This window comes from Ruegeria sp. ABV4_181 (assembly GCF_056158465.1).
This window is the reverse complement of record NZ_JBSWTI010000002.1, coordinates 1,922,226-1,948,222: the sequence shown is the minus strand read 5'-3', so window position 1 is coordinate 1,948,222 and position 25,997 is coordinate 1,922,226. Positions and strand designations below refer to the sequence as shown.

General features: G+C 60.0%; 26 protein-coding genes and 1 tRNA gene. 11 read left to right on the top strand and 16 right to left on the bottom strand.

Going from position 1 to position 25,997, the window contains the following annotated elements:
* Nucleotides 1-580: 580 nt before the first annotated feature.
* A tRNA-Ser gene (locus ACXAC3_RS09665) sits at nucleotides 581-670 on the bottom strand.
* A gap of 202 nt (nucleotides 671-872) precedes the next feature.
* On the opposite strand from ACXAC3_RS09665, the gene ACXAC3_RS09660 reads away from it, so the two are divergent.
* From ACXAC3_RS09660 to ACXAC3_RS09625, 8 genes are all read left to right on the top strand, one after another.
* On the top strand, nucleotides 873-2,069 hold the full coding sequence (locus tag ACXAC3_RS09660) for an SPOR domain-containing protein (protein ID WP_475159228.1): 1,197 nt from the start codon (nucleotides 873-875) through the stop codon (nucleotides 2,067-2,069).
* A 16-nt stretch (nucleotides 2,070-2,085) separates the two neighbouring features.
* Nucleotides 2,086-3,252: a D-alanyl-D-alanine carboxypeptidase family protein gene (locus tag ACXAC3_RS09655; protein WP_475159224.1), complete on the top strand. Its 1,167-nt coding sequence runs from the start codon at nucleotides 2,086-2,088 to the stop codon at nucleotides 3,250-3,252.
* Nucleotides 3,249-3,875, top strand: a complete 627-nt coding sequence (tmk, locus tag ACXAC3_RS09650; protein WP_475159221.1) for a dTMP kinase — start codon at nucleotides 3,249-3,251, stop codon at nucleotides 3,873-3,875. Before ACXAC3_RS09655 ends, tmk begins: the two co-directional genes overlap by 4 nt.
* A 7-nt stretch (nucleotides 3,876-3,882) precedes the next feature.
* A complete protein-coding gene (locus ACXAC3_RS09645; RefSeq protein WP_475159218.1) occupies nucleotides 3,883-5,004 on the top strand; it encodes a DNA polymerase III subunit delta' in 1,122 nt (373 codons plus the stop codon).
* Nucleotides 5,001-5,807 (top strand): TatD family hydrolase, encoded by an 807-nt coding sequence (locus ACXAC3_RS09640; RefSeq protein WP_475159214.1) that lies wholly within the window; start codon nucleotides 5,001-5,003, stop codon nucleotides 5,805-5,807. The genes ACXAC3_RS09645 and ACXAC3_RS09640 overlap by 4 nt, the downstream gene beginning before the upstream one ends.
* The gene (locus ACXAC3_RS09635) at nucleotides 5,804-6,601 is read left to right on the top strand and encodes an MBL fold metallo-hydrolase (protein WP_475159211.1); all 798 of its coding nucleotides are present in this window, start codon (nucleotides 5,804-5,806) and stop codon (nucleotides 6,599-6,601) included. Before ACXAC3_RS09640 ends, ACXAC3_RS09635 begins: the two co-directional genes overlap by 4 nt.
* Nucleotides 6,602-6,664: 63 nt before the next feature.
* Nucleotides 6,665-7,597, top strand: coding sequence for an AEC family transporter (locus ACXAC3_RS09630; RefSeq protein WP_475159209.1), 933 nt, complete (start codon nucleotides 6,665-6,667; stop codon nucleotides 7,595-7,597).
* 71 nt (nucleotides 7,598-7,668) lie between these two features.
* Nucleotides 7,669-8,367, top strand: a complete 699-nt coding sequence (locus ACXAC3_RS09625; protein ID WP_475159208.1) for a CbiX/SirB N-terminal domain-containing protein — start codon at nucleotides 7,669-7,671, stop codon at nucleotides 8,365-8,367.
* Between the two features lie 60 nt (nucleotides 8,368-8,427).
* Here ACXAC3_RS09625 and ACXAC3_RS09620 read toward each other — a convergent pair whose 3' ends face one another.
* The 5 genes from ACXAC3_RS09620 to ACXAC3_RS09600 all read right to left on the bottom strand — a co-directional run bounded on the left by ACXAC3_RS09620 (nucleotide 8,428) and on the right by ACXAC3_RS09600 (nucleotide 12,838).
* Complete coding sequence (locus ACXAC3_RS09620) at nucleotides 8,428-9,450, bottom strand: GGDEF domain-containing protein (RefSeq protein ID WP_475159206.1); 1,023 nt, start codon at nucleotides 9,448-9,450, stop codon at nucleotides 8,428-8,430.
* On the bottom strand, nucleotides 9,447-10,034 hold the full coding sequence (locus tag ACXAC3_RS09615; protein WP_475159204.1) for a heme NO-binding domain-containing protein: 588 nt from the start codon (nucleotides 10,032-10,034) through the stop codon (nucleotides 9,447-9,449). Before ACXAC3_RS09615 ends, ACXAC3_RS09620 begins: the two co-directional genes overlap by 4 nt.
* A gap of 121 nt (nucleotides 10,035-10,155) precedes the next feature.
* Entirely contained in the window at nucleotides 10,156-11,715 is a 1,560-nt protein-coding gene (locus tag ACXAC3_RS09610) for a trimethylamine methyltransferase family protein (RefSeq protein WP_475159203.1), read from the bottom strand.
* Nucleotides 11,716-11,835: 120 nt separating this feature from the next.
* On the bottom strand, nucleotides 11,836-12,528 hold the full coding sequence (locus ACXAC3_RS09605) for an HAD family hydrolase (protein ID WP_475159201.1): 693 nt from the start codon (nucleotides 12,526-12,528) through the stop codon (nucleotides 11,836-11,838).
* A 25-nt stretch (nucleotides 12,529-12,553) separates the two neighbouring features.
* Nucleotides 12,554-12,838 (bottom strand): DUF3572 domain-containing protein, encoded by a 285-nt coding sequence (locus ACXAC3_RS09600; protein WP_475159200.1) that lies wholly within the window; start codon nucleotides 12,836-12,838, stop codon nucleotides 12,554-12,556.
* Between the two features lie 88 nt (nucleotides 12,839-12,926).
* Here ACXAC3_RS09600 and ACXAC3_RS09595 point away from each other — a divergent pair, with 88 nt between their 5' ends.
* Nucleotides 12,927-14,327: a diguanylate cyclase gene (locus ACXAC3_RS09595; protein WP_475159197.1), complete on the top strand. Its 1,401-nt coding sequence runs from the start codon at nucleotides 12,927-12,929 to the stop codon at nucleotides 14,325-14,327.
* An 8-nt stretch (nucleotides 14,328-14,335) separates the two neighbouring features.
* Here ACXAC3_RS09595 and ACXAC3_RS09590 read toward each other — a convergent pair whose 3' ends face one another.
* The 4 genes from ACXAC3_RS09590 to ACXAC3_RS09575 are packed head-to-tail and all read right to left on the bottom strand — an operon-like array spanning nucleotide 14,336 to nucleotide 16,240.
* Nucleotides 14,336-14,809, bottom strand: a complete 474-nt coding sequence (locus ACXAC3_RS09590) for a periplasmic heavy metal sensor (protein ID WP_475159194.1) — start codon at nucleotides 14,807-14,809, stop codon at nucleotides 14,336-14,338.
* Nucleotides 14,806-15,159, bottom strand: coding sequence for a hypothetical protein (locus ACXAC3_RS09585; protein WP_475159192.1), 354 nt, complete (start codon nucleotides 15,157-15,159; stop codon nucleotides 14,806-14,808). The genes ACXAC3_RS09590 and ACXAC3_RS09585 overlap by 4 nt, the downstream gene beginning before the upstream one ends.
* Nucleotides 15,152-15,766 (bottom strand): RNA polymerase sigma factor, encoded by a 615-nt coding sequence (locus tag ACXAC3_RS09580; protein ID WP_475159191.1) that lies wholly within the window; start codon nucleotides 15,764-15,766, stop codon nucleotides 15,152-15,154. Before ACXAC3_RS09580 ends, ACXAC3_RS09585 begins: the two co-directional genes overlap by 8 nt.
* A gap of 6 nt (nucleotides 15,767-15,772) precedes the next feature.
* The gene (locus tag ACXAC3_RS09575; protein ID WP_475159190.1) at nucleotides 15,773-16,240 is read right to left on the bottom strand and encodes an EF-hand domain-containing protein; all 468 of its coding nucleotides are present in this window, start codon (nucleotides 16,238-16,240) and stop codon (nucleotides 15,773-15,775) included.
* A 221-nt stretch (nucleotides 16,241-16,461) separates the two neighbouring features.
* Between ACXAC3_RS09575 and ACXAC3_RS09570 the strand changes: the two genes are divergently transcribed.
* Nucleotides 16,462-16,860, top strand: a complete 399-nt coding sequence (locus tag ACXAC3_RS09570; protein WP_475159188.1) for a DUF983 domain-containing protein — start codon at nucleotides 16,462-16,464, stop codon at nucleotides 16,858-16,860.
* Between the two features lie 25 nt (nucleotides 16,861-16,885).
* Nucleotides 16,886-17,587 (top strand): NUDIX hydrolase, encoded by a 702-nt coding sequence (locus tag ACXAC3_RS09565; protein WP_475159187.1) that lies wholly within the window; start codon nucleotides 16,886-16,888, stop codon nucleotides 17,585-17,587.
* A gap of 10 nt (nucleotides 17,588-17,597) precedes the next feature.
* On the opposite strand, the gene ACXAC3_RS09560 is transcribed toward ACXAC3_RS09565, so the two are convergent.
* From ACXAC3_RS09560 to nuoL, 6 genes are read right to left on the bottom strand one after another with little or no spacing between them, the layout of a single operon-like run.
* On the bottom strand, nucleotides 17,598-19,265 hold the full coding sequence (locus ACXAC3_RS09560; RefSeq protein ID WP_475159186.1) for a ribonuclease J: 1,668 nt from the start codon (nucleotides 19,263-19,265) through the stop codon (nucleotides 17,598-17,600).
* Nucleotides 19,262-20,041 (bottom strand): type III pantothenate kinase, encoded by a 780-nt coding sequence (locus ACXAC3_RS09555; protein ID WP_475159184.1) that lies wholly within the window; start codon nucleotides 20,039-20,041, stop codon nucleotides 19,262-19,264. Before ACXAC3_RS09555 ends, ACXAC3_RS09560 begins: the two co-directional genes overlap by 4 nt.
* Nucleotides 20,042-20,052: 11 nt before the next feature.
* Complete coding sequence (locus tag ACXAC3_RS09550) at nucleotides 20,053-20,802, bottom strand: biotin--[acetyl-CoA-carboxylase] ligase (RefSeq protein ID WP_475159182.1); 750 nt, start codon at nucleotides 20,800-20,802, stop codon at nucleotides 20,053-20,055.
* A 54-nt stretch (nucleotides 20,803-20,856) separates the two neighbouring features.
* On the bottom strand, nucleotides 20,857-22,299 hold the full coding sequence (nuoN, locus tag ACXAC3_RS09545) for an NADH-quinone oxidoreductase subunit NuoN (protein ID WP_475159181.1): 1,443 nt from the start codon (nucleotides 22,297-22,299) through the stop codon (nucleotides 20,857-20,859).
* A gap of 15 nt (nucleotides 22,300-22,314) precedes the next feature.
* Entirely contained in the window at nucleotides 22,315-23,859 is a 1,545-nt protein-coding gene (locus ACXAC3_RS09540) for an NADH-quinone oxidoreductase subunit M (RefSeq protein ID WP_475159180.1), read from the bottom strand.
* On the bottom strand, nucleotides 23,859-25,991 hold the full coding sequence (nuoL, locus tag ACXAC3_RS09535) for an NADH-quinone oxidoreductase subunit L (RefSeq protein WP_475159178.1): 2,133 nt from the start codon (nucleotides 25,989-25,991) through the stop codon (nucleotides 23,859-23,861). The genes ACXAC3_RS09540 and nuoL overlap by 1 nt, the downstream gene beginning before the upstream one ends.
* Between the last annotated feature and the right edge of the window lie 6 nt (nucleotides 25,992-25,997).

Below are 25,997 nucleotides of genomic sequence, written 5' to 3'. Positions count from 1 at the left end.
CTGCCAGACCCGGTCCTTAGCCGAACATGAGCGCTATCTTCGAATGCTGCGTTTGCGGCCAGCGTTGCTGCCGTCCGCTGCAAGTGCAATATGCAGAGAGTTATGACCTCAACAAATGCGGGCAATTTTGCTGTTCGTTTGTCCTACAGCAATGGCGGGTCACAGCAACTTGCTTCTTGGGCAACTCAACAGCTGCCCTATCCGGTTAGGCCAATATGCGCATACTTGCCTTCGCGCTTACCCTCCCTGATCCGATTAAAGACTGCCCTTTTCACAGGAGAGAATTCCCTGTTTCTCAATTTAGGGAAATTGCAACATAAGCCTCTGAAAAACATGCAGTTCTGACATGCAAATTGCCTGATATCGGACCCATCTCACGAAGCTTCCCTGTAAATTGCCGGGTATCAGGGAAATCCAGCCCAATGCGACCCCGCCGAAATGCGCCACTGAGACTAAGGCCGGAATAGCGCTCTGATTGTACGAACTGCTCTGTCTCTGATTGAAAGCGCACACGCCAACTCGCGGGAATTGCGGCACAATTCCGGGTCAGAAAACACAACTGAAGTGAGACATGTATGAGTGGCGGGGAGACAGGGATTCGAACCCTGGGAACGCTCTCACGTTCAACGGTTTTCAAGACCGCCGCATTCGACCACTCTGCCACCTCCCCGCGTGGGGCCGGGTCTACGGCGAACTGGAAACGGTGGCAAGAGCAAATAGGGAAATCTCGCCGAAGCCTACGCAGCGCTCTTTCCATGACACCGCGCTCACGTTATGCTTTGCAGGAAAGACCGTATCAGTCCGGCATGACAGAACCGGCGATCAGCGGTGGGGTTCAGGAAACGAGACCCCTTCAGGCAAGGGATGACAAAATGAAACGAGCGACTGAGACACGCGTCAATCCGCGATCTTTGGCGGCTTTGGCCTTGGCCCTTTCAGTTTTAGCCGGATGCGACGAAACATTGTCTTCGGGCGATGCCTTGTCAGAGGCGGAAGGCGGTGATGCACAGAACTCCGACACTCAGAACGGCAGTGTCGAACTTTTCCCGATTTCCACCGGTGGCCCGCAAGAAACGGTTGAAGCGCCAGAGGTCTTTCAGGTGACCGAGGCGGGGTTGTGGGACGGGCGCCCGTCCCTTGGCGGTATTTGGGTGGCCCACCCGGACGTGACGCAGCCGGAACGGGTTGCAATCAAAAACACATCCAACAACAAGACCGTGAATGGCGCGCTATTCCGGCGGGAAAGAAACCTGCCGGGTCCGGCGCTGCAACTGTCATCGGCCGCTGCGGAAAAGCTGGGTATTCTTGCCGGATCGCCGACAAAAGTGCAGGTTATCGCGCTAAGGCGCAAGCCGGTTGAAACGGAAGAGGTCGAGCCGGAAGAGGCCCAACCGACCGAAACCGCAAGTAGTGAAGAGACCGCTCCGGTCGAAGATGTCCAGCCGCAGGAAGCCGCGACGGAAACAGCCTCGGCCGATACGAAGAATTCCGAGAAGCCGGCCAAGCGGAAGTGGTGGCAAAAGAAGGAGCCGGTCGCCGCTGCTGGTGCTGCGGGCGTCGCTACGGCGGCAGCCGAACCGGCGACTGAAGTAACGGCGGAAACGGTCGAAGAGGTAGTGGAAACGGCTGCACAGGCTGCGCCGACCGCGACACTTTCCGATCCGACGGTTACGCCACCTGCGGAAAAACCGGCAAAACGGAAATGGTGGCAAAAGAAACGCTCCGACGAGATCACGGAAACAACCCTCGACCCGATTGAGGGCGCGGCAGCAGCCATTGATGCGGCAGAGCCGGCACAGGCCAGCGCCGCCACCGCGGCTGCGACCTCTGGTTCGATCAACAAGCCATTTGTCCAGGTTGGAACCTTCAATGTCGAAGCCAACGCCAACAGTGCGGCCGCAAAAATCCGGCGCAATGGCATGACTGCCAATGTACGCGAGCTGAAGACCGACGATAAGACGGTCTGGCGCGTTCTGGTTGGACCTGCATCAACCCGTGCAGAACGCAACGCCCTGCAAAGCGACGTGAAGGACCTTGGCTTTACCGACGCGTTCACTGTCAAAAACTGAAACTAAGGAGGCCGCCGTGCTATCCTCGCTGCGATCATCTGTTTTGACCCTTGGGCTGGCGCTTATTGCGCTGCCTGCTCATGCCTTCGATACCCAGGCCCGCGCGGCTTATGTGATGGACCAGACAACCGGCACGGTTCTTTTGTCCAAAGAGGCGGACCAACCTCTTCCTCCGGCCTCCATGTCTAAGCTGATGACGCTTTATGTGGCGTTCGAGGCCCTGCGTGACGGTCGGTTGACGCTGGATGAAACGCTGCCCGTTTCGGAACACGCGATGAGCTATGGAGGCTCGACCATGTTCCTGAACACGCAGGATCGTGTGCGGGTTGAGGATTTGCTGCGCGGCATTATCGTCCTGTCGGGCAATGATGCGTGCGTTGTCATCGCCGAAGCGCTGAGCCCGGACGGAACCGAAGCCGGGTTTGCCCGCTATATGACACAGCGCGGCAAGCAAATGGGCATGGATCACTCCAACTTCGCCAACTCCAACGGCTGGCCCGCAGCGGGACATATGATGTCGGTTCACGATCTGGCCGTACTGGCGGATCGGCTGATTACGGACTTTCCGGAATATTACCCCCTCTTCGCCGAAGAGGAGTTCGAGTTCGACGGACGCGCACCATCGAACAAACGCAACCGCAATCCGCTGCTGAAGTTGGGGATCGGTGCGGACGGGCTGAAAACCGGCCACACGCAAGAGGCCGGTTACGGCCTTGTTGGATCGGCCAAGCAAGGCGACCGCCGGGTGATCTTCGTTCTCACCGGCCTCGACAGCACCGCCCGCCGCGCAGAGGAGGCTGAGGCCGTGGTTAACTGGTCGTTTCGAAATTTTGTCGAGAGGACAGTTGCCAACGCAGACACGCCGATAGCCGAAGCACAGGTCTGGATGGGCGCCGACAAGTCCGTGGGTCTGGTTCCGGAAGAAGACCTGTCGCTGCTGTTCCCGGTGCTGGGTGACAAGAATATTCAGGCCGAAGTGGTTTATGACGGCCCCGTCAATGCGCCGATCGCCAAGGGTCAGCAACTGGCCGAACTGGTCATCAAACCCGAAGGTCTGCCGGAAATCCGCCGTCCGCTGCTGGCCGCCAATGACGTCGCATCCGGCGGGTTTGTGGTACGGATGATGACTGTCGGCGGCATTGTCCTGACCGATGTCATCGGCAACCCGTTGGATTTGATGTGACGAGCACCGGGTTGTTTCTGACCTTTGAAGGCATCGACGGATCGGGCAAGTCATCACAGGCAAAAATGCTTGCCGGGCATTTGCGCCAGTTGGGATATGATGTCGTTCTGACGCGCGAACCCGGCGGATCGCCGGGCGCTGAAGAAATTCGCCGTCTGGTCCTGGAAGGCGACCCGGATCGCTGGTCGGCCGAGACGGAAATCCTGCTGTTCACCGCCGCCAGACGAGATCATCTGGAGCGGACGATAGACCCGGCGCTTGCCGAGGGTAAAGTGGTCATCTGCGACCGTTTTGCGGACAGCACGCGAATGTACCAAGGGCTGTCGCGCGGTGACCTGCGCGGGCTGGTCGACCAGTTGCACTCTCTCATGATCGGGCGCGAACCCGACCTGACGGTTCTGATCGACATGGACCCGCATACCGGCCTGACCCGGGCCAAGGGCCGTCAGGGCACAGAAGAACGGTTCGAGGATTTCGGGCTGGACCTGCAACAGAAAATGCGAGCAGGATTTCTGGCCCTTGCCGATGAGTTTTCCAGCCGCTTTCGGGTGATCGACGGCAACCGGGACATGGACAGCGTTGCGCAGGATGTGACAGATATCGTCTTGCAAGCATTGCGATAGACGATTGATGAGCGACGATACCCCGACCCCGGATCAGGCACCCGGTGCCCCCCATCCGCGCGAAACGCAGCACCTGTTCGGACAGAACGAGGCCGAACAGGCGTTTCTGAGCGCCTATACCTCGGACCGGTTGCACCACGGTTGGTTGCTGACCGGCCCCAGAGGTGTCGGCAAAGCCACGCTGGCGTGGCGTATCGCGCGATTTCTGCTGGCGACACCACCGACCGGGGATGAGGGGCTGTTCGGTGCTCCGCCGTCACCCGAAACGCTGGCGATTGACCCGGATCACCCTGTCGCCCACCGCATTCTGGCAGGCGCTGAACCGGGGTTGGCCGCGATCACCCGGTCACTGAACGACCAGGGGCGGCTGCGCAATGAAATCGTCGTGGACGATATCCGCAAGCTGGGGAAATTCTTTGGCCTGTCCGCCGCCGATGGCGGTCGTCGCGTTGTGATCGTCGACACCGCGGACGACATGAATGTCAGCGCGGCCAATGCCCTTCTGAAGATGCTCGAAGAACCCCCGGCCCGCACTACGCTGCTGCTGATTTCGCACCAGCCCTCGCGCCTTTTGCCGACGATCCGGTCGCGGTGCCGAACGCTTCGCCTGTCACCGCTGGGTTCCGAGGATATGCAAGCCGCCCTGAAACAGACTGGGGCGGATTTGCCGGAACAGGCCGATCACCTTGCGGCTCTGGCCGCCGGGTCGGTGGGCGATGCCGTACGGCTGATCAATCTGGGCGGGCTAGAGATTTACGCCGAACTGATCGCCATTCTGGGAACCCTGCCCCGGATGGACCGCCAGCGTGCATTGGCCTTGGCTGAAGCCGCGGCCCAGCGCGGTGCCGCCGAGCGGTTCGAACTGCTGCTGACCCTGATTGATGTCGCCCTGTCCCGCCTTGCCCTGACCGGCGCGACCGGCGCGGCGCCCCTGCCCGAGGCCGCTCCACGCGAGGCGGAAACACTGGCCCGACTGTCCGCCTCTCCGCAACAGGCGCGCAACTGGGCGGAGGCCGGCGCCCTGATCACGGCCCGCGCGCGTCATGGGCAGGCCGTGAACCTTGACCCTGCCGCTCTGGTCCTAGATACGGTGTTCAAGATACAGGAAACCGCCGGTCAGAGCAGATGAGCGATACCCCCGAAATCACCGACAGCCATTGCCATCTGGACTTTCCCGATTTCGATGGCCAGTTGGACGACATCGTTGCACGCGCCGCCGAAGCCGGTGTGACACGGATGGTCACCATCTGCACACGCCTGCGCAACGAACCCGGCGTCCGCGCCATCGCCGAGGCCCACGCGCCCGTGTTTTACGCCGCCGGGACCCACCCGATGAGCGCGGCAGATGAGCCAATGGCCACAGTGGACGACCTGGTCGCGCTGTCTCAGCACCCCAAATTTGTGGGGATAGGCGAATCCGGGCTGGATTATCACTACACTGCCGAGTCAGCGGCCGTGCAGAAGCAGTCGCTGCGGGTTCATATCGAGGCCGCTCAGCGCACCGGCCTGCCGTTGATCATCCACGCCCGCGTAGCCGATGACGACATAGCGCGCATTCTGACCGAGGAATATAGCAACGCGCCCTATTCCTGCGTGATGCACTGCTTTTCCTCGTCGGCGGAATTGGCCCGGGCTGCGCTGGATCTGGGTTTCTACCTGTCCATGTCGGGCATTGCGGCCTTCCCCAAAAGCCAAGAGTTGCGCGATATCTTCGCCAGCGCCCCGGTTGACCGCGTCCTTGTTGAAACAGACGCGCCCTACCTTGCCCCGCCGCCCTATCGCGGCAAGCGCAATGAACCGGCCTATACCGCCCACACGGCCCGTAAGGGGGCCGAAGTGTTCGGGTTGAGCTACCCCGAATTCGCCGCACAGACGCAGGCCAATTTCGACAGGTTGTTCACCAAGGCCGCGACCTATAAGGCGGCTGCATGACCGAATTGCGCTGCACCATCCTGGGCTGCGGTTCATCCGGTGGCGTGCCCCGGCTGGGCGGTCATTGGGGCGCCTGCGATCCGGATAATCCCAAGAACATACGCCGCCGTTGCTCGATGCTGGTCGAGCGTGTCGGGAGCGCAGGCACCACATCTGTTCTGATCGACACCAGCCCGGACATGCGCAGCCAATTGTTGGACAGTGGAACCGGGCGGCTGGACGGTGTTGTCTATACCCATTCCCACGCCGACCACGTTCACGGCATCGACGACCTTCGCATGATCGTGTTCAACATGCGCGAAAGGGTTCCCGTCTGGGCCGACGGCGCCACCCAGAACGATTTGCTGGGCCGGTTCGGATATGCGTTCGTACAGCCCGACAACTCGCCCTATCCTCCGATCCTGGACCTGAAAACAATCGACGGTCCGTTCGAGGTCGACGGCCCCGGTGGCCCGATCCCTTTTCATCCGTTTAACGTCAACCACGGTTCGATCGACGCGCTGGGGTTCAGGATGGGTCGATTGGTTTACCTGCCGGATGTCGCCGATATCTATGACAATTCCTGGCCAATGCTGGAAGGTCTGGATTGTCTGGTCATAGATGCGCTGCGACGGTCTCCGCATCCCACCCACACTCATCTGGAAAAGACGCTCGGGTGGATCGACCGGTTGCGGCCTAAACGGGCGGTTCTGACCAACATGCATATAGACCTGGATTACGCCACGGTCGCCACCGAAACCGACGATTACATCACGCCAGCCTATGACGGCATGGTGATCCATCAGGCACTGTAAGCCTCTGTTCGCACTACCTCAAATACCGCACCCCGTCTCGGGAAACTCTGAGGGGGCCGTGACATGCTGCAAAACCTGATCGATGTCATCCTGCCGGTTTTCCTTGTAATCGGGGCCGGTTACGCATCGACCCGGCTGGGGTATTTCCGCGAAATCCATATCGACGGGTTGATGAAGTTCACCCAAGGCTTTGCCATCCCCTGCCTGTTGTTTCTGGCAATATCCCATCTGGACCTGAGCGCCAGTTTCGACCCCCGCCTGCTGGCCAGCTTCTACACTGCCGCTGCCCTGTGCTTTACCGCCGGATTGTTCGGCGCGCGCCTGATTTTTCATCGCGACTGGGAAGATTGCGTCGCCATCGGTTTTTGCTGCCTGTTTTCCAATTCGGTCCTGTTGGGCCTGCCCATAACCGAGCGCGCCTATGGACCGGAAAACCTGACCGGGAACTACGCGATCATCGCCTTCCATTCCCCATTTTGCTACGGCGTCGGAATAACCGTGATGGAGGTGATCCGAAATCGCGGCCATGCCGGAACCCGTATGGTCCGGTCGGTGCTTTCGGCGATGTTCCGCAACGCGCTGATCCTGGGCATCGCTCTGGGATTTGTCGTCAACCTGTCCGGGATCGCGGTTCCTGCGGTTGTGGATGAGGCACTGGGACTGGTGACGCGCGCGGCACTCCCAGGGGCCTTGTTTGCCTTGGGCGGTGTATTGGTAAAATACAGACCCGAAGGCGACCTGCGCGCCATAACATTCGTCTGCGCCGTTTCCCTGATACTGCACCCCAGCCTTGTGTGGCTGTTCGGCACATCCGTCGGCCTGCCTCAGGATCTGTTCCGTTCCGGCGTTTTGAATGCGGCGATGGCACCCGGATTCAACGCATATATTTTCGCCAATATGTATGGCCGGGCCAAACGGGTCGCCGCCTCTTCGGTATTGATTGGCACAACGGCATCAATACTGACGGTCTGGCTTTGGCTGACGCTTTTGGGCTGATATCACCGCGCCATGCATTGACTTTGACCCGCCGGAAGACACCTATCGGGAAATCAGACAGGACGATTCAAATGCCGCACGCCATAATCGTTGCACATGGGCAGCCGTCGGACCCGGATCCGGCCGAAAAGGCGTTGGCGGATTATGCCGCGCAAGTGAACGCTTTGTGCCCGGGCGTCCACGTCAGCTCAGCCACATTGGCGGCCCCGAATGCGCTCGAAACGAAACTGGCTGAGGTGCCAGAAGAGACCGTTGTTTATCCGCTGTTCATGGCCAAGGGTTGGTTTGTCACTAGCGCCCTGCCTAAACGACTGAAGAACCGACCCCTTCCGATCCTGGACCCGTTGGGCGTAGATGCCGCGCTGCCGGCCCTGACCGCCGAAGCGCTGGGGGACGCATTGGCGGAGTTCGGGTGGTCGGCCCCTGCCACCGATCTTGTTCTGGCCGCTCATGGCTCTGGTCGCAGTCGTAACCCCTCTGCGGTCGCCACGGGGTTTGCCGAAGAATTGGAGAAACTCCTGAAATTCCGCTCCATCCAGCTTGGCTTTGTCGAAGAGCCGCCTTCCATAGCAGAAGCCGCAGCGGGTTTGTCAGATCAGGCGCTTTGCCTGCCCTTCTTTGCCTGCACCGGCGGGCATGTTCTGGAGGACGTGCCCCAAGCGCTGAGCGAGGCGGCCTATCGGGGTAGAGTTTTACCTGTGGTCGGCGAATTGCCCCATGTAAAGCGCCACATCGCCGAAACGCTGACCGGAGTTTTCCACGAGGTTTAGTGTAGGACGGGTGCAACAACCGCACGCACAACACTCTTCCAATCTACCGGCGGACATCAACTACCCGCGCGGTGCCCCTGATGCGCCGCTTTGCAACCGGGTGCCCGCATATGAGGAATACAGGCAATGGCGAGACCTGCCTTTCCTTTTTGCCTGATACAGGGCCAGATCTGCGGCATGCAGGATTTCGGCGGCTTCGGGGGGATTGAACTGCGTGGACAAAGCCGTTCCGACGCTGGCTGAAATCCGGCAGATGTTGTTTTCAAAGATCATGGGTTCTTTCAGCCGGTCAATCAACCGCGCCGCTATCGCTGATAGAATAGCTTCGTCGACCAACCCCTTAAAAATAATTACAAACTCATCCCCGCCGATGCGGGCAACGGTGTCATCGCTTCGGGTTTCTTCAACCATGATGCGGGCGGCCTGTTGCAGGACGAAATCACCGGCTGCGTGCCCGTACCTGTCGTTGACCGACTTAAAGAAGTCCAGATCCAGATGCATCAGGGCAAACGGAGAGCTCCCTGAGATCAGGTGCCCCAGAAAGACATCCATCGCCCGTCGGTTTTTGAGCCCGGTCAGCATGTCTGTATATGCCTGCTCCTCTGCTGCCAACATTGCCCCCTGCAAGCGCATGTTCAGCGAGCGCGACGCCTCCATCGCGGCGGATTTGGCCTCGACCAGGTAAAGCAGTTCGATCGCAAGATCCGTTCCCGAGAAATCCGCGCTGGTCAGGTCATAGTCCCGCACAGCATCCAGCACTGAAATCCCGAAGGACAGGTTGATTACCGCCCCCTGCCCTTCTGGCAGCGGGGCAACCAACCCTTTGAGCGCCGTGCGCGGCGTACCGCGCAACTTGAGGCGAACCTTGGCCCCGGCAAGTGCAATCAACTCAGGGATGGTCGTCACCGTCCGCGGACGAACCAGTTCGAAGACGTCCGGAAAGCTCTGACCCGCCATCGGCTGATCCGGGCGCAACTTCTGCAAGGTAGGCCCGACGCGCTGAATCCGCCCGATTTTGTCCACAAGCACAAACATCGGGCAGAGCGTCTCCAGCAAGGCCGCCAGATCACCGGTATCAATCATGACTTGCGCGCCCCCAGATCAAAATGCCGCCCTTCTGCAAAGGCGCTTTCCACAAGGAAAATCGAAATTACCTCGGCCTCGCCGTCCCGTCCGTCATGAGACAACATTGCCAAGGCGCCGTAATCGTCGGCCATGGCACGCAAAACCCCGACCATTACACTGGAATATCCCGGCAAGCCCGGGCAGCAACACAGTTGGTACTCTGTCGGCGTCACTTCCCTGAGTTCCAGTTCAGGTAGGCTGAGGTCCGAGACGGCCAGCCTGACCCGATCGGACAAATCGTCCAGTGAATGCAGAAATTCCACGTAGCTCACGCCGCCGAAACGCAACAGCCTGCGCAAACCCTCCATTTTGGGGTGTGAGACCAGATAGGTCCCCAGATCCTCCAGAACTTCGGGGCGCGGCCTGTTCAGATCGGCGCAGAGCGTGTCCAGCACCCTGGTCGTCACGTCATCATCATAGACAAGCATGGCCTCGAATTCGACGAATCCCAGATCCGCTGCTTCGGTCACGCGCAACCAGCAGGACTGCCCATAGGTCGCGCCCACAAAGGATTGTATCGCCCGATTGATCAGACCGTGCATGAAAAGCCCCGGATTGGTTTCACGCCCAATCTGGTCTGAAATTTCTTAATAAAACGCCAAAATCCCCGCGGAGGTTGCGCCAAAGATGCCAGGTGTCAAACTGGAACTTCTTCAGAACAAACTAGAAATCCGTCGGCGCCCCACCTTCGGCTTTGCGGCGGGTCACAAACTCAGCCAGTTCTTCGCGAATGCCTTCGTCCAAGGCCGGAGGTTCAAAGCTGGTGATGATTTCCTTGAACATGTGATGAGCCCGTTCGGCGGTCCAGACACCCCCTGCCACGTCCCAGCCTTCGTAGTTTTTCCAGTCGCTCAGGAACGGCTGATAAAAGGCTGTGGTGTACCGGTCCTGAGTGTGCTGAATACCAAAGAAATGCCCGTCATTGCCCACCGCCCGGATGGCGTCCAACGCAATTTCGTCAGGTCCGGTCGCTGTGATTTCAGGCTGCATATAGCGTTGGATTTGCTGCAGTATTTCGCAATCCATAATGAATTTTTCGGGGCTTGCGATCAGCCCGCCTTCCAGCCAGCCGGCGGCGTGATAAACCATATTCGTACCGGACTGCACAGCTGCCCACAGCGAGTTTGAGGTCTCCCACACCGATTGCCCGTCTGGCACGTTGGCGGCGCACACCCCAGACGACCGCATCGGCAAGCCATAGTACCGCGCCATCTGCCCCGTCATCTGGGTCGACCGCATGTATTCCGGCGTACCAAAGGCCGGAGCGCCGGATTTCATGTCCACGTTGGACGTAAATGTGCCGATGACACAGGGAATGCCCGGGCGCACGTATTGGAACAGGGCAATCGCGCACAGTGCCTCGGCCAGCGATTGCGCCACGGCCCCCGACATTGTGACCGGCGCCATCGCTCCGGCCAGGGTAAACGGCGTCACCACGATGGCCTGCCCGCGCCGTGCCAGCCGCAGACAGCCATCAATCATTGGATGGTCGTGTTTCAGCGGCGAGGTCGAGTTGATATTGGTGTACATCCGCGGGGCGGCCTCGAATTCCTCGTGGCTCAGCCCGCCGGCGATCCGGACCATCTCCATCACGTCCTCGACACGCTCCTTGCCCAGCGAATAGGCGTGCATCGCCTTGTCGGTCAGCGTCAGCTTGTCATAGAGGACGTCCAGGTGACGGACGCTGGCATGGATGTCGACCGGCTCGACCGGGTAGCCGCCCGCGAAGTGGATACAGTTGAAATACTGGGTCAGCTTCAACAAATTCCGGCACATTTCCCTTGTGCCGGATACTTTCGTGCCAATTTCCATATCCCAGTAGTTCGGCGGCGACGACACATTGCCGAACAACAAATTCTTGCCACCGATCACGATCTTTCGGTCCGGGTTGCGTGGGGTGATCGAGAACTGAGACGGAGCCTTTGCAATCATCTCCATGACAAAATCCCGCCCCATGCGGACATTGTCCCCGTCGATAGTGCACCCGGCCTCTCGCAGAATACCGATGGCTTCTTCATTGTAGAACTCAACGCCGATCTCTTCGAGGATGCGCATCGCGCCCTCGTGGATCGCCTCGATTCCCGCTGCATCCAGCGGTTCGGTCGGATTGTCCGTATTGACCGGAGGGTTCCAAGGCATCTGGTCGATCACCGCACTGCCGCGGCGTTCGGCGGCACCGGCCCGCCCGCCACTGCGACGTCTGCGTGTTTTTGTATCAGCCATTGGAACCTCCGGAGCTTGCTTTGGTACAAGCAAGCCCCGAAGCCGGGCAACAGGCCGCTCTGTCTGCGACAACCTATGTCGGTTTCAAATCCCGAACCGCCGAATTTGACGCGCGGGCAGTCAGCTTTGTGCCAGCCAGCCGGGGATGTGCCCGATATCCGGCAGAACGACATCCGCCATCGGGGCCAGCGCGTCAGCCGGTGCCAGCCCGGTCAGAACCCCGATTGTCGTCATTCCGGCCGCGCGCCCTGCCTGCAAATCGTGCAGACTGTCGCCGACCATCGCAACCTGGCTTGGCGCGACGCCGACATGGGCCGCAAATGCCAGCAGTTGCCCCGGACCCGGCTTGAACCCGTGACCGCTGTCATAGCCGGCGACGAAATCGAAATGGTCGCGAATACCAACCGACGCCAGATGCCGCAGCGCGGGCATCTCGCCATCATTGGTGGCAACCCCCAGCTTGAAACCCTCCTGACGCAACCCGTCCAGAAACGGCACCAGCGGAACCGCCGGGGCCTGAGGCGCAGAGGCTGATTCCGTGTTCAGAAGGTCGATCAGATCCGCATCTGACAATTCCGGCATGTGGGGTGCCAGCACTTCGGCAATCTCTTCGACGGTTCCGGCTATGACGATGCTGTCCGGGGCATAGACAAGCTGTTCCAGATCGAAACCGATGACGCGGCCCAGCTCGGTTGCACGCGCAATATCTCCGCCAGACAGCCGCAGCAGCACGTTGCGTCCGAACGCCCCCCACGTGTTGGCAAAGTCAAACAGGGTTCCGTCCTTGTCGAACAGGATCGCGTCGATGGGCATTGCATGCTCCTGCAAAGTTGTTGGGTCAGGTCCAGTGAACATCCGCACCCCCGGACAGAACCGCGCGGGCCTGACCGGGCAGTTCGTAAGGCACGGAATTGGCGTCACAAAAGGCGACTACCCACGAATCGTCAAGCATCAGAAACTCAAGCACTGACCCCAGGAACTCAGGCTCGGCCGCCCTGTCCCGCAATTCGCCGGCCGATGCGCCGGTCGACCCCAGAAATACGGGCAGCAATTCATCGTTCCCGACCAGCCAACCCAGAACATTCAGGGCCAGCGTTTCAGCGGATTGGGCAGAGATTGGCATAAATGAGACCCCGGATCGGTACTTGGAAAGGGTTTGTTAACCAAACTCATAAACACTTTGGCAACGCATGCAATCAACGGTGACTGATATGTCCGTGCAGGGTACTATCCTTGTCCTCGACGGGACTTCGACCAATCGCATCATGTTGAAGGTTCAGCTGACGGCGGCGTGGTATCACGTCGTGCCGGGTGAAAGGCTGAGGGGCCTCGATGGGCTTTTGCGGCGCGTGAAACCCGATCTGGTGCTGACTTCGCACAGCCTGCCGGATGGCACGGCCGCAGATGTCAAGCGGCTGGTCACCGCCGACCCCGATCTGACTGACGTTCCCGTGGTTGCGATTGCTCCGCAGAACGACAAGGCGGCCAGACTGAAGGCTTTGGCGGATGGTCTGGACGACGTTCTCGCTCATCCGTACAAAGACACGTTTCTGCTTGCCCGGGTGCGCAGCCTGCTGCGGGCGCGTGCTGAAGCTCAGGATTTGCAGGCAAGCAACGGAGCGCAACCCGTTGGTTTTGCGGAACCCGCCGCGCCCCTGGTCACGCGCCCAGAGGCGGCCCGGGTTGCGATTCTGACGCAGACGTCGCGTACAGGTGCCGCTTGGCAAATGGCCCTGTCCAAAAACGCGCGGCACCAGTTCAGCACACATGCCCCGACAAACCTTCACGGCCTGCTGAGTGGGCCGGTGCCGGACGCCATCGTGATCGAACTGGGCGCAAGCCCGTCGGAATTGAACCTGCTGGCCGACCTGAAATCGCGCGGGGCAACGCGGCACACCGTTCTGATCGGAATTCTGGAAAGCGAGAACCCCGATCTGGCGTCCGAGGCGCTGGATCGCGGGGCGGATTCAGTGTGTGTCGGCTCTTTCTGCGCCGAAGAGACCATGTTGCGGCTGGAAAACCAGATTGCCCGAAAGGCGCGGGTCGACCAGATGCGGGCCTCGTTGCGTCGCGGTATCGCCCAATCCTGGGTGGACCCTCTGACCGGGTTGCACAATCGGCGGTACGCGATGCGTGCCCTGGACAAGATCGCCCATAAATCTGCGCAAACCGGACGGGGTTTTGCGGTGATGCTCGCCGATCTGGATCACTTCAAGGCGATCAACGACCGGTTCGGACATACCGGCGGTGACCGGGTGCTGGCCGAAGCGGCCGCACGGATGCAACAAGCCGTCGGGGCCGCTGGATTCGTTGCCCGCATCGGAGGAGAGGAGTTCATGATTGGGCTCTCAGACACCACTCAGGACAAGGCGGTCAAACTCGCCAAAAAGCTATGCAAGTGTATCCGTCAGATACCGTTCGACCTGCCCGACGCTCCGGTCCCGATACCAGTCACCATCAGTATCGGCGTGATCGCAACCCGCCCCGGGCAAGCCCCGCATTCGCATCAGCCCGCGCCATTGGAACGCCTGATAAAATCAGCAGACACTGCCCTTTATGCGGCAAAATCGGCCGGGCGCAATCAGGTGCGGGTCAGGCAGGCCGCAGCATAAGACGGGGTTCAGTCCCTTTTCTTTCGCCAATGCGACCGGCGATGCACCACATCCTCCAGCCGGTCGGCATACAATTGCCGCTCGTCGTCGCTCATCTCGGTAACGCGGGCCAACCACTTCTCCTGCAGGGCCACCTGCATGTCGGCCATTGATTGCGCCTGTTGCTGCAGCAGCACCTGAACGGCAGCCGGTTCAAAGGGTTCGGCGCGCAAGACCGCGCTGAGGGCCTGGAAGTCGGCCGATCTGAGTTTGGCGCCCTTCAGATGCCGATCAGACAGTTCGCCACGCAGGGCTGTCCGGTCATCCTTGGGCAATGCACGGTACAGGGCCGAACCGAATCCGGGCGGCGCCTTGCCGTGATCGCCGCCTTTGACCCGGTACACAGTGCCCAGTGCAACTCCGACGATCAAAAGGTTCAGGGCCAGCGAAATGGTCAGCAGAACCGATATCCACCTTCTTTTTGGCTTGGGATTATCGCTCATTCCGCGTCCTCCAGAAAAGTAGTGTCCAGACCCAGGTCTGCGACGACAAAGCTGACATCCTGTGCGTAGATATACGCAGCCGGATCAGGCAGAAACTCCGGTGCCGAAAACCCGATCCAGACGCCTGCGGCACTGGCTGCGACCAGTCCGCCCATGCTCTGCCAGCCGCCGATCCCGTCGAGCACACGCGCCCATGCTGAACGGCGCGGCCGCGTTTTCGACGACACCCGTTCAAGGCGCACGGCCTCGGCATCCGTCAGAATGCGCACCGCAAGATCGTCCGGCAACTCGGACCGGTTTTGCCGAGCCTGGGCAAACAACTGATCCAGTTCCGTATCGTTTTCAGCCATCATCATACCCCAGTTCGTGTCGCCGTCCGGCCAGTATGGCCGTCAATGCCCGCTTTCCACGTGCCGTAAGACTTTCCACCGCTTCGGTCGAAATGCCCATGATCCCTGCTATCTCGGGGTTGGGCAATTCTTCGATATGCCGCAAGACCACGGCCTGTCTCTGCCGCTCGGGCAGTTGCGACAACGCAACCTGAAGCGCATCCTTGCGCGCCATGTCCTGCATCCGTTCCGCCACACTAGGCTCAGCGTCTTCCGGTTCCGGCACATCCGCCAGCCTGTCGGGGCGTTTCCTGCGTCTTGCGTCCACGCAAAGGTTCAGCGTGACGCGATACAACCATGTCGAAACCTTGGCCTGTCCGGAAACCCAGTTCGGAGCCATTTTCCACAACCGCATCATCGCTTCCTGCGTCACGTCTTCAGCCTCGGCCCGGTTCCCCAATATGCGCAGAGCCACAGAAAAACTGCGCGGACCCAGACGGTCCGTCAGCATGCGCGCAGCAACGGCATCGCCTTCGGCAAACCTCCGCAGCAGCGTTTCGTCACCGAAATCGTCCGCGGCACTGCGCGCGCCGCGAACATCTTGTATCGGGGAGGTCAGATCCTCCATCCTTCATCAGCTGTCGTCAGAGCCCGCCTTGTCGCGCTTTTTGTGATGCCGGCCCATCCTGTCTTTTGCATCGGCAAATTCCTGTTCCGAGATCGACCCGTCGTTATCTGCGTCGATACGGTCAAACATCTTGCCAGCACGCCGCGGCTTGGGCAACTCGTCCTCGGTCAGAAATCCGTCCTCATTGGCGTCGTGCCGTTCGAACATCTTGGTCACGCGATCATTGACCTTCTGCTGACCGGCGGCCTGCATTTCCTCGACGCTCAACTGACCGTCGCCATTGGCATCGGCATCAGCGAAACGCTGATTCCTGTGGGCCTGCAGTTCTTCACGCGTCACCTGGCCATCGCCATTGGCGTCCAGTTCCTGAAAGGTCACCGGTTCGCGATCCCTGGGCCCGGCAGCCAGAACCGAGGTGCCTGTGATGGCCAAAGCCGAGATCAGGATGGCCGGAATGAATTTGGCGCTGTTCATATCGTATTCCCTTTGTTTTGCGGCCCTTTTGCCGCTGCTCACATAGGTTAAAACGGTCAAGGTGGCAGGTTCCGTCGCGAAAATGGCAAAAAATTTCCCGGTGCTTTGCGTTCAATTTCAGGGGGTCCGGTGATTTGCTGCGGCGCAAAGCGACGCACCCCCCTTTTCTGCGGGGCAAAACAAGCGCAATATCCCCCGAAATCGAACGCGCGAGTATCAAAATGACAGATCAAACGATCGACACCACGACCGAGAACGACCGCCCGACATGGCCAGCGCTGGTCAAAGGGTTCCGTTGTCGCTGCCCGAAATGCGGCGAAGGCAAGCTGTTGCATGGCTACCTGAAGGTGAATGACAGCTGTGCCAAATGCGGTCAGGAGCTGTTTCATCACCGGGCGGATGACGGCCCGGCCTATCTGACCATTTTGTTGGTCGGTCACCTGCTGGCCCCGGCCCTGCATGTGACATATGTGGAATGGCGTCCCGAGCCGATGACCATGTTCCTGATCTTTGCCATTGGCTGCACCGCCTTGTCGCTGTTCCTGCTGCCGCGCATGAAGGGGGCTGTCGTCGCCTATCAATGGGCACGCCGCATGCACGGGTTCGAAAAAGCGCAATGATCCGGGCGGACGGGTCGCGCTGCGCATGACCGAAGACAAATCAGCGATACGGGATGCAGCGACGATCATCGTCCTGCGTGACCGCCTGACCGAACCATCGATCCTGATGGGGCAAAGAGGCGCCAAAGCTGCGTTCATGCCGAATAAGTTCGTGTTTCCGGGCGGTGCCGTAGATGCAACAGATGCCGATGTAACCCTGTCCACCGGGCTTCCTGCCCTGTGCAACGCCCGGTTGGCCGAGGACTCACAACCTGCATTGCAGACTGCGCTGGCTGCTGCGGCGATCCGTGAGTTGTGGGAGGAAACCGGTCTGGTCCTGGGTGACCCCGGCGAATGGCAAGGCCCCCTCCCCGACAACTGGCAGAGCTTTGCGTCAATGGGGTTTCAGCCCGCGGCGCGGGCCTTGCAATTTGTGTTCCGCGCCGTGACCCCGCCGGGCCGTTCGCGTCGCTTCGATGCACGGTTCTTTCTGGCGGATGCGCAGGCAATTCAGGGCGATCTGGACGATTTCAGCCGCGCGTCTGACGAGTTGTCCCATCTGCAATGGGTCCCGCTCGACCGGGCGCGCGATCTGGACCTGCCATTTATCACCGAAGTTGTTCTGGCCGAAATCGCCGCGCGGATCACCAGCACCGAGCCGCCCGAAACCGTACCGTTTTATCAGCACAATCAGGAAGCAAGCCTGTTTCTGCAGCTCAAAGGGTACCCGATGCCCGAAACCGACTGATCCGCGCCGGTTATTTCATCCGGCTGATTACCGTCGTCACCTCGGGCTTTTTGCCAATCTCGTCCCTTGCGGTCTGGCGAACGATGCGGCGCATGGCTTCTTCCAGCTTGTCGTCGTCGCGCAATGTCTTGGCGTCAGCGCGCATGAGGAACTGATTCAGGTCCTCTTCCAGAACCTCGACCAGCGCGGCGCGGGATGATCCGATCTCGGGCAGGCCCATCGTGTCGCACCAGGGTTCGCCCAGCGGTTCATCCTCGTCATCCAGTATAACAGTGACAGTCACATGACCGTTCAGCGCCATGCGGATACGGTCGCGCACCACACCGTCCAATGCACCGATCTTGACGGTTCCGTCCAGATAGGTCCGCCCGGTTTCGACATAGTCCACAACCTCTGGCGCGTTGCCGGTCAGATCCAGCATGGTGCCGTTGACTGCCAGGATTCCAGTGCGCCCGCCAGCTTCGGCCAGTTTGGCGTGTTCCCGCAGATGGCGGTGTTCGCCGTGCATCGGGATGACCATCTGGGGATCGACAAGCGCATGCACCTTTTCTAGGTCCGGGCGGTTGGCATGACCTGAAACGTGATACAGGCCCGAGCTGTCATCGACCACATCCACGCCCTTTTCGCTGAGCTGGTTGATGATGAAGATCACGCCACGCTCGTTTCCGGGGATGGTCTTGGACGAGAACAGGAACAGATCGCCTTCCTTCAGTTCCAGCCCGCGATACTTGCCCCGCGCCAGTTGCGCGCTGGCGGCGCGTCGTTCACCCTGACTGCCGGTTACAATCAGCATCAGGCTCTCGCGCGGCAGATCTACCGCCTCTTCGGCACTGATGACCTTGGGAAAATCGGTAAGAATTCCGGTTTCCGTCGCTGCTTCGATCATCCGCCGCATCGCGCGCCCCAGCAACACGACCGACCGCCCGGCCCTTTGGCCCGCTTCGGCCAGCGTCTTCACCCGTGCCACGTTCGAAGCAAAAGTGGTCGCAACCACCATGCTTTCGGCATTTTCCACCAGACTTGTGATCTCGGGCCCAACTTCGGATTCCGAGCGTCCGGCATGGGTGGAAAACACGTTGGTGCTGTCACAGACCAGCGCCTTGACGCCGGTTCTGGAAACCTCGGCCCACAAGTCAGGGTCAAAAGGCTCGCCGACCACGGGGTTCGCGTCCAGCTTGAAATCGCCGGAATGCACAATGCGCCCCGCGGGGGTATCAATCACCAGCGCGGCGCTTTCCGGGATGGAATGCGAGACGGGCAGGAATCCGACGGAAAAGGGACCAACTGAAACCTGTTCGGGCCAGGCGGAAACGGTTCGCACCGCGTCCTCGGGATGGCCGTGTTCGTCCATCTTGCGACGGGCGATGTTGGCGGTAAAGGCGCGGGCATAGACCGGCGCACCCAACGCATCGTAACAATGGGCAACGGCGCCCACGTGATCTTCGTGCGCGTGGGTGATGAACACTGCTTCCAGCCGGTCGGCCCGTTCCTGCAACCACGAAATATCGGCATGGATCAGATCGACGCCCGGCGTCGTGTCCATGTCGGGAAAAGTAACCCCCAGATCCACCAGGATCAGACGCTCCTGCCCCGGCCTGCCATAGCCGTAGACATACGCGTTCATGCCAATTTCGCCTGCACCGCCCAGCGGCAGATAGATCAGTCGTTCACTGCTCATGTCGAGCCATTATCCTTGTTATAGCGATGTATCACGGTCAGCCCGTGCATCGTCAGATCATCTTCGATCGCGTCAAACCCGACATCGGCCTGATCGAACAGAGGCGCAAGCCCCCCGGTGCCGACGATTTTCATCGGCATTCCATATTCCGCCCTGATGCGGGCAATCAACCCTTCGATCAACCCGGAATAGCCCCAATACACGCCAGACTGGATGCAGCCAACCGTATTTGTGCCAATCACTTTTTCCGGGCGCGTGATGTCGATATGCGGCAGCGCCGCCGCCCCCTGATGAAGCGCTTCGAGGCTGAGGTTCACACCGGGCGCGATGATGCCCCCGACATAGGCCCCGTCCGAGGCGACAACGTCGAAATTGGTCGCCGTTCCGAAATCAACCACCACCACGTCGCCGCCATGACGGTCAAACGCGCCAACCGCGTTGGCCAGACGGTCCGGGCCGGGGATCGTGCCCTCATCAATCCGCGGGGCCACAGGCAGAAGGCACTCGGGCTTGCCCACTACCAGCGGGCGGCAGCCGAAGAAGCGATCAGAAAAAATGCGCAGGTTGAACACCACACGCGGAACGGTCGAAGCGATGACCACATCCGTGATGTCGGCCTCGATCCCGTAGTGTTTCACCAGCGTGGAATACCAAGTGAAATATGCGTCCGCCGTGCGGGAATGGTGGGTCGAGGTGCGCAGCGTGCACAGGAACTTCTCGCCATCCCAGATCGAGAATACCGTATTGGTGTTGCCGCAGTCGATTGCCAGAAGCATCTGAGCCCCTTTCAGAAAAACACATCCGCCGCAGGAATGCTGACGCGTCCTTTGGCCGTGTTTAAGACAAGGTTGCCGCTTGCGTCCACTGTTTCAAAGGTTCCAACCGTCTCGGACGCGGCCGTCCGGGCGGTGATCACCTGCCCCAAACGGGCCGCGCGGGTCAGCCAGGCGGTTCGGATGGGTTCAAACCCGTACGTGACGAACTGGTGCTCGAAATCTGCATAGGATACCGCGAGTTCCGTCAGAAAATCCTCGGGGGTGACATCGACCCCTGTTTCCGACAACAGCGAAACAGGCCGGACCGCGCCCGCTTCGACCGCGTGCGGCGGCGGCGCTTCCGAGAGGTTTACACCAATCCCGATGGCCAAATGCGAAATGCCACGCCCCTGACCTGTGCTTTCCAACAGAATGCCGGCCAGTTTTCCACCATTCAAAAGTACGTCATTGGGCCATTTGAGCGAAAGACCGGTTGCCCGTCCGGTAACCGCGACACAGGCATCAAACAGAGCCAGCGCCGCGACAAAGCTGCGTAAGGCAGCCTGTTCCGGGTTGCCTTCGGGACGCATCAGAAGCGTCGCCGCCAGATTGCCCCTGGGGTTCGCCCAGGCCCGCCCCCGTCGCCCCCGGGCCGCTGTCTGGCTGTGGGCCATGATCCACACCGGTCCCTGGATTGTCGGGGCAATCCGGGCAGCCTCGTTCAGAGTGCTGTCAACTTCCTGCAGGACATGCAGGCCATACCCCTGCGGCCAGTCCGTCATGCCAAGAAGGCCCGGTCTGGCGACCGAGCCCCCTGCGCCTGAAAGGCCATCCCATCAGTTGACAAGTGTTGCCGCCGCGGCAGCCGCCGCGCCTTCGATGCCGAACTGATAGAACACGCCAACCAGCATCAGCGCGGCCGAGCCCATCAGGGCAACCCACAATACCGGCGTGGAATGTGTTTCGATCGGATCTTCGTTCTCGTCCCCGAAATACATGTAGAACACGATCCGCAGGTAATAGAATGCGCCGATGACCGACGCGATGGCCGACACGATGACCAGACCAGTCAGACCTGCGCTGACGCCCGCCTGCCAGACACCGAACTTGGCAAAGAAACCCAGCATCGGCGGCACGCCCGCAAGGCTGAACATCAGGATCAGAACGGCCAGAGCTTTGCCCGGGTCGCGCTTGGAATACTGACGCAACGCGTCGATATCCGTGACCGGCTTGCCGTCGCGCTCCATCATCAGGATGAAGGCAAAGGTGCCGATATTCATTGTCACGTATATCGCCAGATACATCAGCATTGCCTTGATGCCCATCTCGGTGCCGGCCGCCAAACCAATCAGCGCATACCCCATATGGGCAATCGACGAGAATGCCATCAGACGCTTGATGTCGCGTTGACCAATCGCTGCAACGGCACCCAGCAGCATCGACAGAACCGACAGCAGCACGATCACCTGCTGCCAGTCCTTGACGATACCGCCAAAGGCGTCATGCATCAGGCGTGCAAACAAGGCCATCGCAGCCACTTTTGGCGCCGTGGCAAAAAAAGCGGTGATCGGCGTGGGCGAACCTTCGTAGACGTCCGGCGTCCACATATGGAACGGCACAGCCGAGACCTTGAATGCAAGGCCCGAGATCAGGAAGATCAGACCAAACAGCAGGCCGACCGAAACGTCGCCGTGATGCACCGTCTGGATGATACCCGAGAATAGCGTGGTTCCCGTGAAGCCGTAGACCAGCGACGCGCCGTACAGCAAAAGGCCCGAGCTGAGCGCACCAAGAACGAAGTATTTCAAACCCGCCTCGGTGGATTTGGCGCTGTCGCGGCGCAGCGCGGCCACGACATACAGCGACAGCGACTGCAGTTCCAATCCCATGTACAGGGACATCAGATCGCCTGCGCTGACCATCATCATCATGCCCACGGCAGCAAGCGCAACCAGCAGCGGGTATTCGAACCGCAACAACCCGCGGCGGGTCATGTAATCCTGGCTCATCACCAGAACGGCTGCGGCGGATAGCAGGATCGCGACCTTGGCAAAGCGCGAGAATCCATCATCGACGAACATGCCGTTGAAAGCCACGTTGGTGCCATCACCATTGGTGGCGATCCAGAAGGACAGCAGCGCCATCAGCCCTGCAGTCGCCCAGACCAGAACCGGCGCCAGCCCGTCCTTCGTCGTGTAGACGGCCCCGATCAGGGCGGCCATCGCATACACGGCCAGAACGATTTCCGGCAGGATTATTGTCAGATCAGCCTGGATCATGTCTCCGAAGCTCCCTTAATGCGATGCGGCCGTCTGGGTCGCGATCTCAGCCGCGGCCAGAGCCGTGTCATAGTTCGAAATCAGCGCGGCGGTCGAGTTGCCGATCACATCGGTCACCAGCGACGGGTATACGCCCAGCAGAATGGTCATCACGATCAGCGGCGCAAAGATCAGCCGCTCGCGCGAGCTCATATCCGTCATCGCCTTGAGGCTTTCCTTGATCAGATCGCCGAACACGACCCGACGGTACAGCCACAGCGCATAAGCCGCCGAAAAGATCACACCAGAGGCCGCCACAGCCGTCACCCAGGTGTTGACCTGGAACGCGCCCATCAGCGTCAGGAATTCGCCGATGAACCCGGATGTGCCCGGCAGGCCGACATTGGCCATCGTGAACAGCATGAAGACCAGCGCATAGGCAGGCATACGAATGACCAGACCGCCATAAGCCTCGATATCGCGGGTGTGCATCCGGTCATAGATGACGCCAACACACAGGAAGAGCGCGGCCGAAATGAACCCGTGGCTGAGCATCTGGAAGATTGCCCCGTCCACGCCCTGCTGGTTTGCTGCGAAAATCCCCATGGTCACAAAGCCCATGTGGGCGACCGAGGAATAAGCGATCAGCTTTTTCATGTCCTCCTGCACCAGCGCCACCAGCGAGGTGTAGACGACAGCAATCGCCGACATCCACAGCACCAGATCGGTCATCACGGCTGAGCCCACAGGAAACATCGGCAGGCTGAACCGCAGGAAGCCGTAACCGCCCATTTTCAGCAGGATCGCCGCCAGCACAACTGAGCCAGCCGTCGGCGCCTGAACGTGCGCGTCGGGTAGCCAGGTGTGCACCGGCCACATTGGCATCTTCACGGCAAACGAGGCAAAAAAGGCCAGGAACATCAGCGTCTGCAAGCCGCCTACGACGTAAATGCCCAGAACGCTGAACCCTTCGGACGAGAACTGATGGCTCATCAATGCCTCGATATCCGTGGTTCCCGCATCGGAATACATCGCAACCATTGCCACCAGCATCAGCACCGAGCCGAGGAAAGTGTAGAGGAAGAACTTGAAGCTGGCATAGATCCGGTCCTTGCCGCCCCAGACACCGATGATCAGGAACATCGGGATCAAACCGGCCTCGAAGAACAGGTAGAACAGCACCAGATCCAGTGCCATGAACACGCCCAGCATCAGCGTTTCAAGCAACAGGAAAGCGATCATATATTCCTTGACACGGTCGGTTACCTGCCAACTGGCCAGAATGGTCAGCGGCATGATGAAGGTGGTCAGCAGCACAAACAGAACGCTGATCCCGTCAACGCCCATCTTGTATTTCAGGCCCATCAGCCACTCGCCTTCTTCCACCATCTGGAAGCCGGTGTTTGACGGATCAAAGCCGGTATAGATGCCGATCGAAACAAGGAAAGTCACCGTGGTCGCAACCAGCGCAACCCACTTCGCGTTGCGCTGCGCGGCCGCGTCCTCGCCATGCAGGAACAGGGCCAGAATGCCTGCCGCCACGGCGGGGATGAAGGTGACGATGGAGAGGATATTATCCATTAGTGCGCGCCTCCGCCGATCGACATCCAGGTGACCAGGGCAGCAATACCCAGAACCATCCAGAAGGCGTAAGTAAAGATGTAGCCTGTCTGTGCCTTGCCCGCGAGGCGGGTGAAGAAGGGAACAACGCCCATCGCGACCCCGTTCAGGAAGCCGTCAATCGTGTTGCCATCGCCGCGTTTCCACAGGAACCGGCCAAGCGCGACGGTGGGTTTGACAAAGATCGCATCGTAAATCTCGTCAAAGTACCACTTGTTCAGCAGGAACAGGTACAGCGGGCGCTGGTTCGCGGCCAGACGCGCCGGCAGCGACGTGTTCACGATGTAGAACCAGTACGCGACAACAAAGCCAAGCAGCATAGCCACGAACGGTGATACCTTGACCCATTTCGGAGCGGCGTGCGCGTCGTCCAGAATGTGATTGTCCGGCGCGATATAGATTGCACCCTCGCCCGGCTCACCCGCAAAGACATAGTGATGATCGCCACCCTTCTCGGCCTTCTCATCATGCGCGGCCTCTTCACCGTGACCGTCGTCGGCATGGCTGTCATCCGCCTGGGCCGTGTCGGCATGTGCATCTGCCTCGGCATGTTCTGACGCTTCGGCAACCGGAATGCCATAGAACTTGCCGACCTTGTCCGCGTGGCCAAAGAAATTGCCGTACCAGATCATGCCCGCAAAGACAGCACCCAGCGACAGCACACCCAGCGGCACCAGCATGGTCATCGGGCTTTCATGCGCATGCTCATGCGTGTGCTTGTCGCCGCGCGGCTCACCATAGAAGGTCAGGAAGATCAGACGCCAGCTGTAGAACGACGTGAACGCAGCCGCGATCACCAGCAGCCAGAAGCCATAGGCCGAACCACCCGCATAGGCGCTTTCGATGATGGCGTCCTTGGATAGGAAACCGGCGAAGCCAAACGTCGTCAGGGGAATACCCACGCCAGTGATGGCCAGTGTACCGATCATCATCGCCCAGAATGTATAGGGGATCTTTTTCCGCAGGCCGCCATACTCGGTCATCTCCTGCTCGTGATGCATCGAGTTGATCACCGAGCCGGCGCCAAGGAACAACAGCGCCTTGAAGAAGGCGTGCGTGAACAGGTGGAACATCGCCGCCGAATACATGCCGACACCCGCAGCCACGAACATATAGCCCAGTTGCGAACAGGTCGAATAGGCGATGACGCGCTTGATGTCGGTCTGAACCAGACCCACGGTCGCGGCAAAGAACGCGGTCGAGGCGCCCAGCACGGTGATGAACCCGGTCGCACCCGGTGCGAATTCCATCAGCGGCGACATGCGGCAGACCAGGAATACACCCGCGGTCACCATGGTCGCGGCGTGGATCAGCGCTGACACAGGCGTCGGACCTTCCATCGCATCCGGCAGCCACGTGTGCAGGATCAGCTGTGCCGACTTACCCATCGCACCGATGAACAGTAGCACACAGATGACTTCGATCGCGGTCCACTCACCCCACAGGAAGTGCAGTTGCGTCTCCGCCAAGGTCGGGGCCGACGCGAAGATGTCCGAGAAATTGATGCTGTCCGTCAGGAAAAACAGAGCGAAAATCCCCAGCGCAAATCCAAAGTCACCCACCCGGTTGACGATGAACGCCTTGATCGCCGCGGCATTGGCAGAAGGTTTCCGGTAATAGAACCCGATCAGCAGGTATGAGGCGAGGCCCACGCCTTCCCAACCAAAGAACATCTGAACCAGATTGTCCGCCGTCACCAGCATCAGCATGGCAAAGGTGAAGAAGGACAGATAGGCAAAGAAGCGCGGCTTATAGCTTTCGCCCTCACGCCATTGCGGGTCGTGATCCATGTAGCCGAAGGAATAGAGGTGTACCAGTGCCGAGACCGTCGTCACCACGATCAGCATGATCGCGGTCAGACGGTCCAGACGCACCGCCCAGCTTGTCGACAGCGACCCGCTCTCGATCCAGCGCATGACCTCGATCTGCTGGGTTTGTCCATCAAAGGTGAAGAACACGATCCACGACAGAAGACAGGCCAGAAACAGCAGGCCCGTGGCGGTCCACATGGCGGCCTTTTCGCCAATGAACTTCCAGCCGAACCCGCAGAGCAGAGCGCCCACCAGCGGGGCAAAGAGGATGGTGGTTTCCATAATCCC

Coding starts and splice junctions, on each gene's coding strand:
- ACXAC3_RS09660 (WP_475159228.1), top strand. CDS start 873: ATGAAACGAGCGACTGAGACACGCGTCAATCCGCGATCTTTGGCGGCT.
- ACXAC3_RS09645 (WP_475159218.1), top strand. CDS start 3,883: ATGAGCGACGATACCCCGACCCCGGATCAGGCACCCGGTGCCCCCCAT.
- ACXAC3_RS09640 (WP_475159214.1), top strand. CDS start 5,001: ATGAGCGATACCCCCGAAATCACCGACAGCCATTGCCATCTGGACTTT.
- ACXAC3_RS09635 (WP_475159211.1), top strand. CDS start 5,804: ATGACCGAATTGCGCTGCACCATCCTGGGCTGCGGTTCATCCGGTGGC.
- ACXAC3_RS09630 (WP_475159209.1), top strand. CDS start 6,665: ATGCTGCAAAACCTGATCGATGTCATCCTGCCGGTTTTCCTTGTAATC.
- ACXAC3_RS09625 (WP_475159208.1), top strand. CDS start 7,669: ATGCCGCACGCCATAATCGTTGCACATGGGCAGCCGTCGGACCCGGAT.
- ACXAC3_RS09620 (WP_475159206.1), bottom strand. CDS start 9,450: ATGATTGATACCGGTGATCTGGCGGCCTTGCTGGAGACGCTCTGCCCG.
- ACXAC3_RS09615 (WP_475159204.1), bottom strand. CDS start 10,034: ATGCACGGTCTGATCAATCGGGCGATACAATCCTTTGTGGGCGCGACC.
- ACXAC3_RS09610 (WP_475159203.1), bottom strand. CDS start 11,715: ATGGCTGATACAAAAACACGCAGACGTCGCAGTGGCGGGCGGGCCGGT.
- ACXAC3_RS09605 (WP_475159201.1), bottom strand. CDS start 12,528: ATGCCCATCGACGCGATCCTGTTCGACAAGGACGGAACCCTGTTTGAC.
- ACXAC3_RS09600 (WP_475159200.1), bottom strand. CDS start 12,838: ATGCCAATCTCTGCCCAATCCGCTGAAACGCTGGCCCTGAATGTTCTG.
- ACXAC3_RS09595 (WP_475159197.1), top strand. CDS start 12,927: ATGTCCGTGCAGGGTACTATCCTTGTCCTCGACGGGACTTCGACCAAT.
- ACXAC3_RS09590 (WP_475159194.1), bottom strand. CDS start 14,809: ATGAGCGATAATCCCAAGCCAAAAAGAAGGTGGATATCGGTTCTGCTG.
- ACXAC3_RS09585 (WP_475159192.1), bottom strand. CDS start 15,159: ATGGCTGAAAACGATACGGAACTGGATCAGTTGTTTGCCCAGGCTCGG.
- ACXAC3_RS09580 (WP_475159191.1), bottom strand. CDS start 15,766: ATGGAGGATCTGACCTCCCCGATACAAGATGTTCGCGGCGCGCGCAGT.
- ACXAC3_RS09575 (WP_475159190.1), bottom strand. CDS start 16,240: ATGAACAGCGCCAAATTCATTCCGGCCATCCTGATCTCGGCTTTGGCC.
- ACXAC3_RS09570 (WP_475159188.1), top strand. CDS start 16,462: ATGACAGATCAAACGATCGACACCACGACCGAGAACGACCGCCCGACA.
- ACXAC3_RS09565 (WP_475159187.1), top strand. CDS start 16,886: ATGACCGAAGACAAATCAGCGATACGGGATGCAGCGACGATCATCGTC.
- ACXAC3_RS09560 (WP_475159186.1), bottom strand. CDS start 19,265: ATGAGCAGTGAACGACTGATCTATCTGCCGCTGGGCGGTGCAGGCGAA.
- ACXAC3_RS09555 (WP_475159184.1), bottom strand. CDS start 20,041: ATGCTTCTGGCAATCGACTGCGGCAACACCAATACGGTATTCTCGATC.
- ACXAC3_RS09550 (WP_475159182.1), bottom strand. CDS start 20,802: ATGACGGACTGGCCGCAGGGGTATGGCCTGCATGTCCTGCAGGAAGTT.
- nuoN (WP_475159181.1), bottom strand. CDS start 22,299: ATGATCCAGGCTGATCTGACAATAATCCTGCCGGAAATCGTTCTGGCC.
- ACXAC3_RS09540 (WP_475159180.1), bottom strand. CDS start 23,859: ATGGATAATATCCTCTCCATCGTCACCTTCATCCCCGCCGTGGCGGCA.
- nuoL (WP_475159178.1), bottom strand. CDS start 25,991: ATGGAAACCACCATCCTCTTTGCCCCGCTGGTGGGCGCTCTGCTCTGC.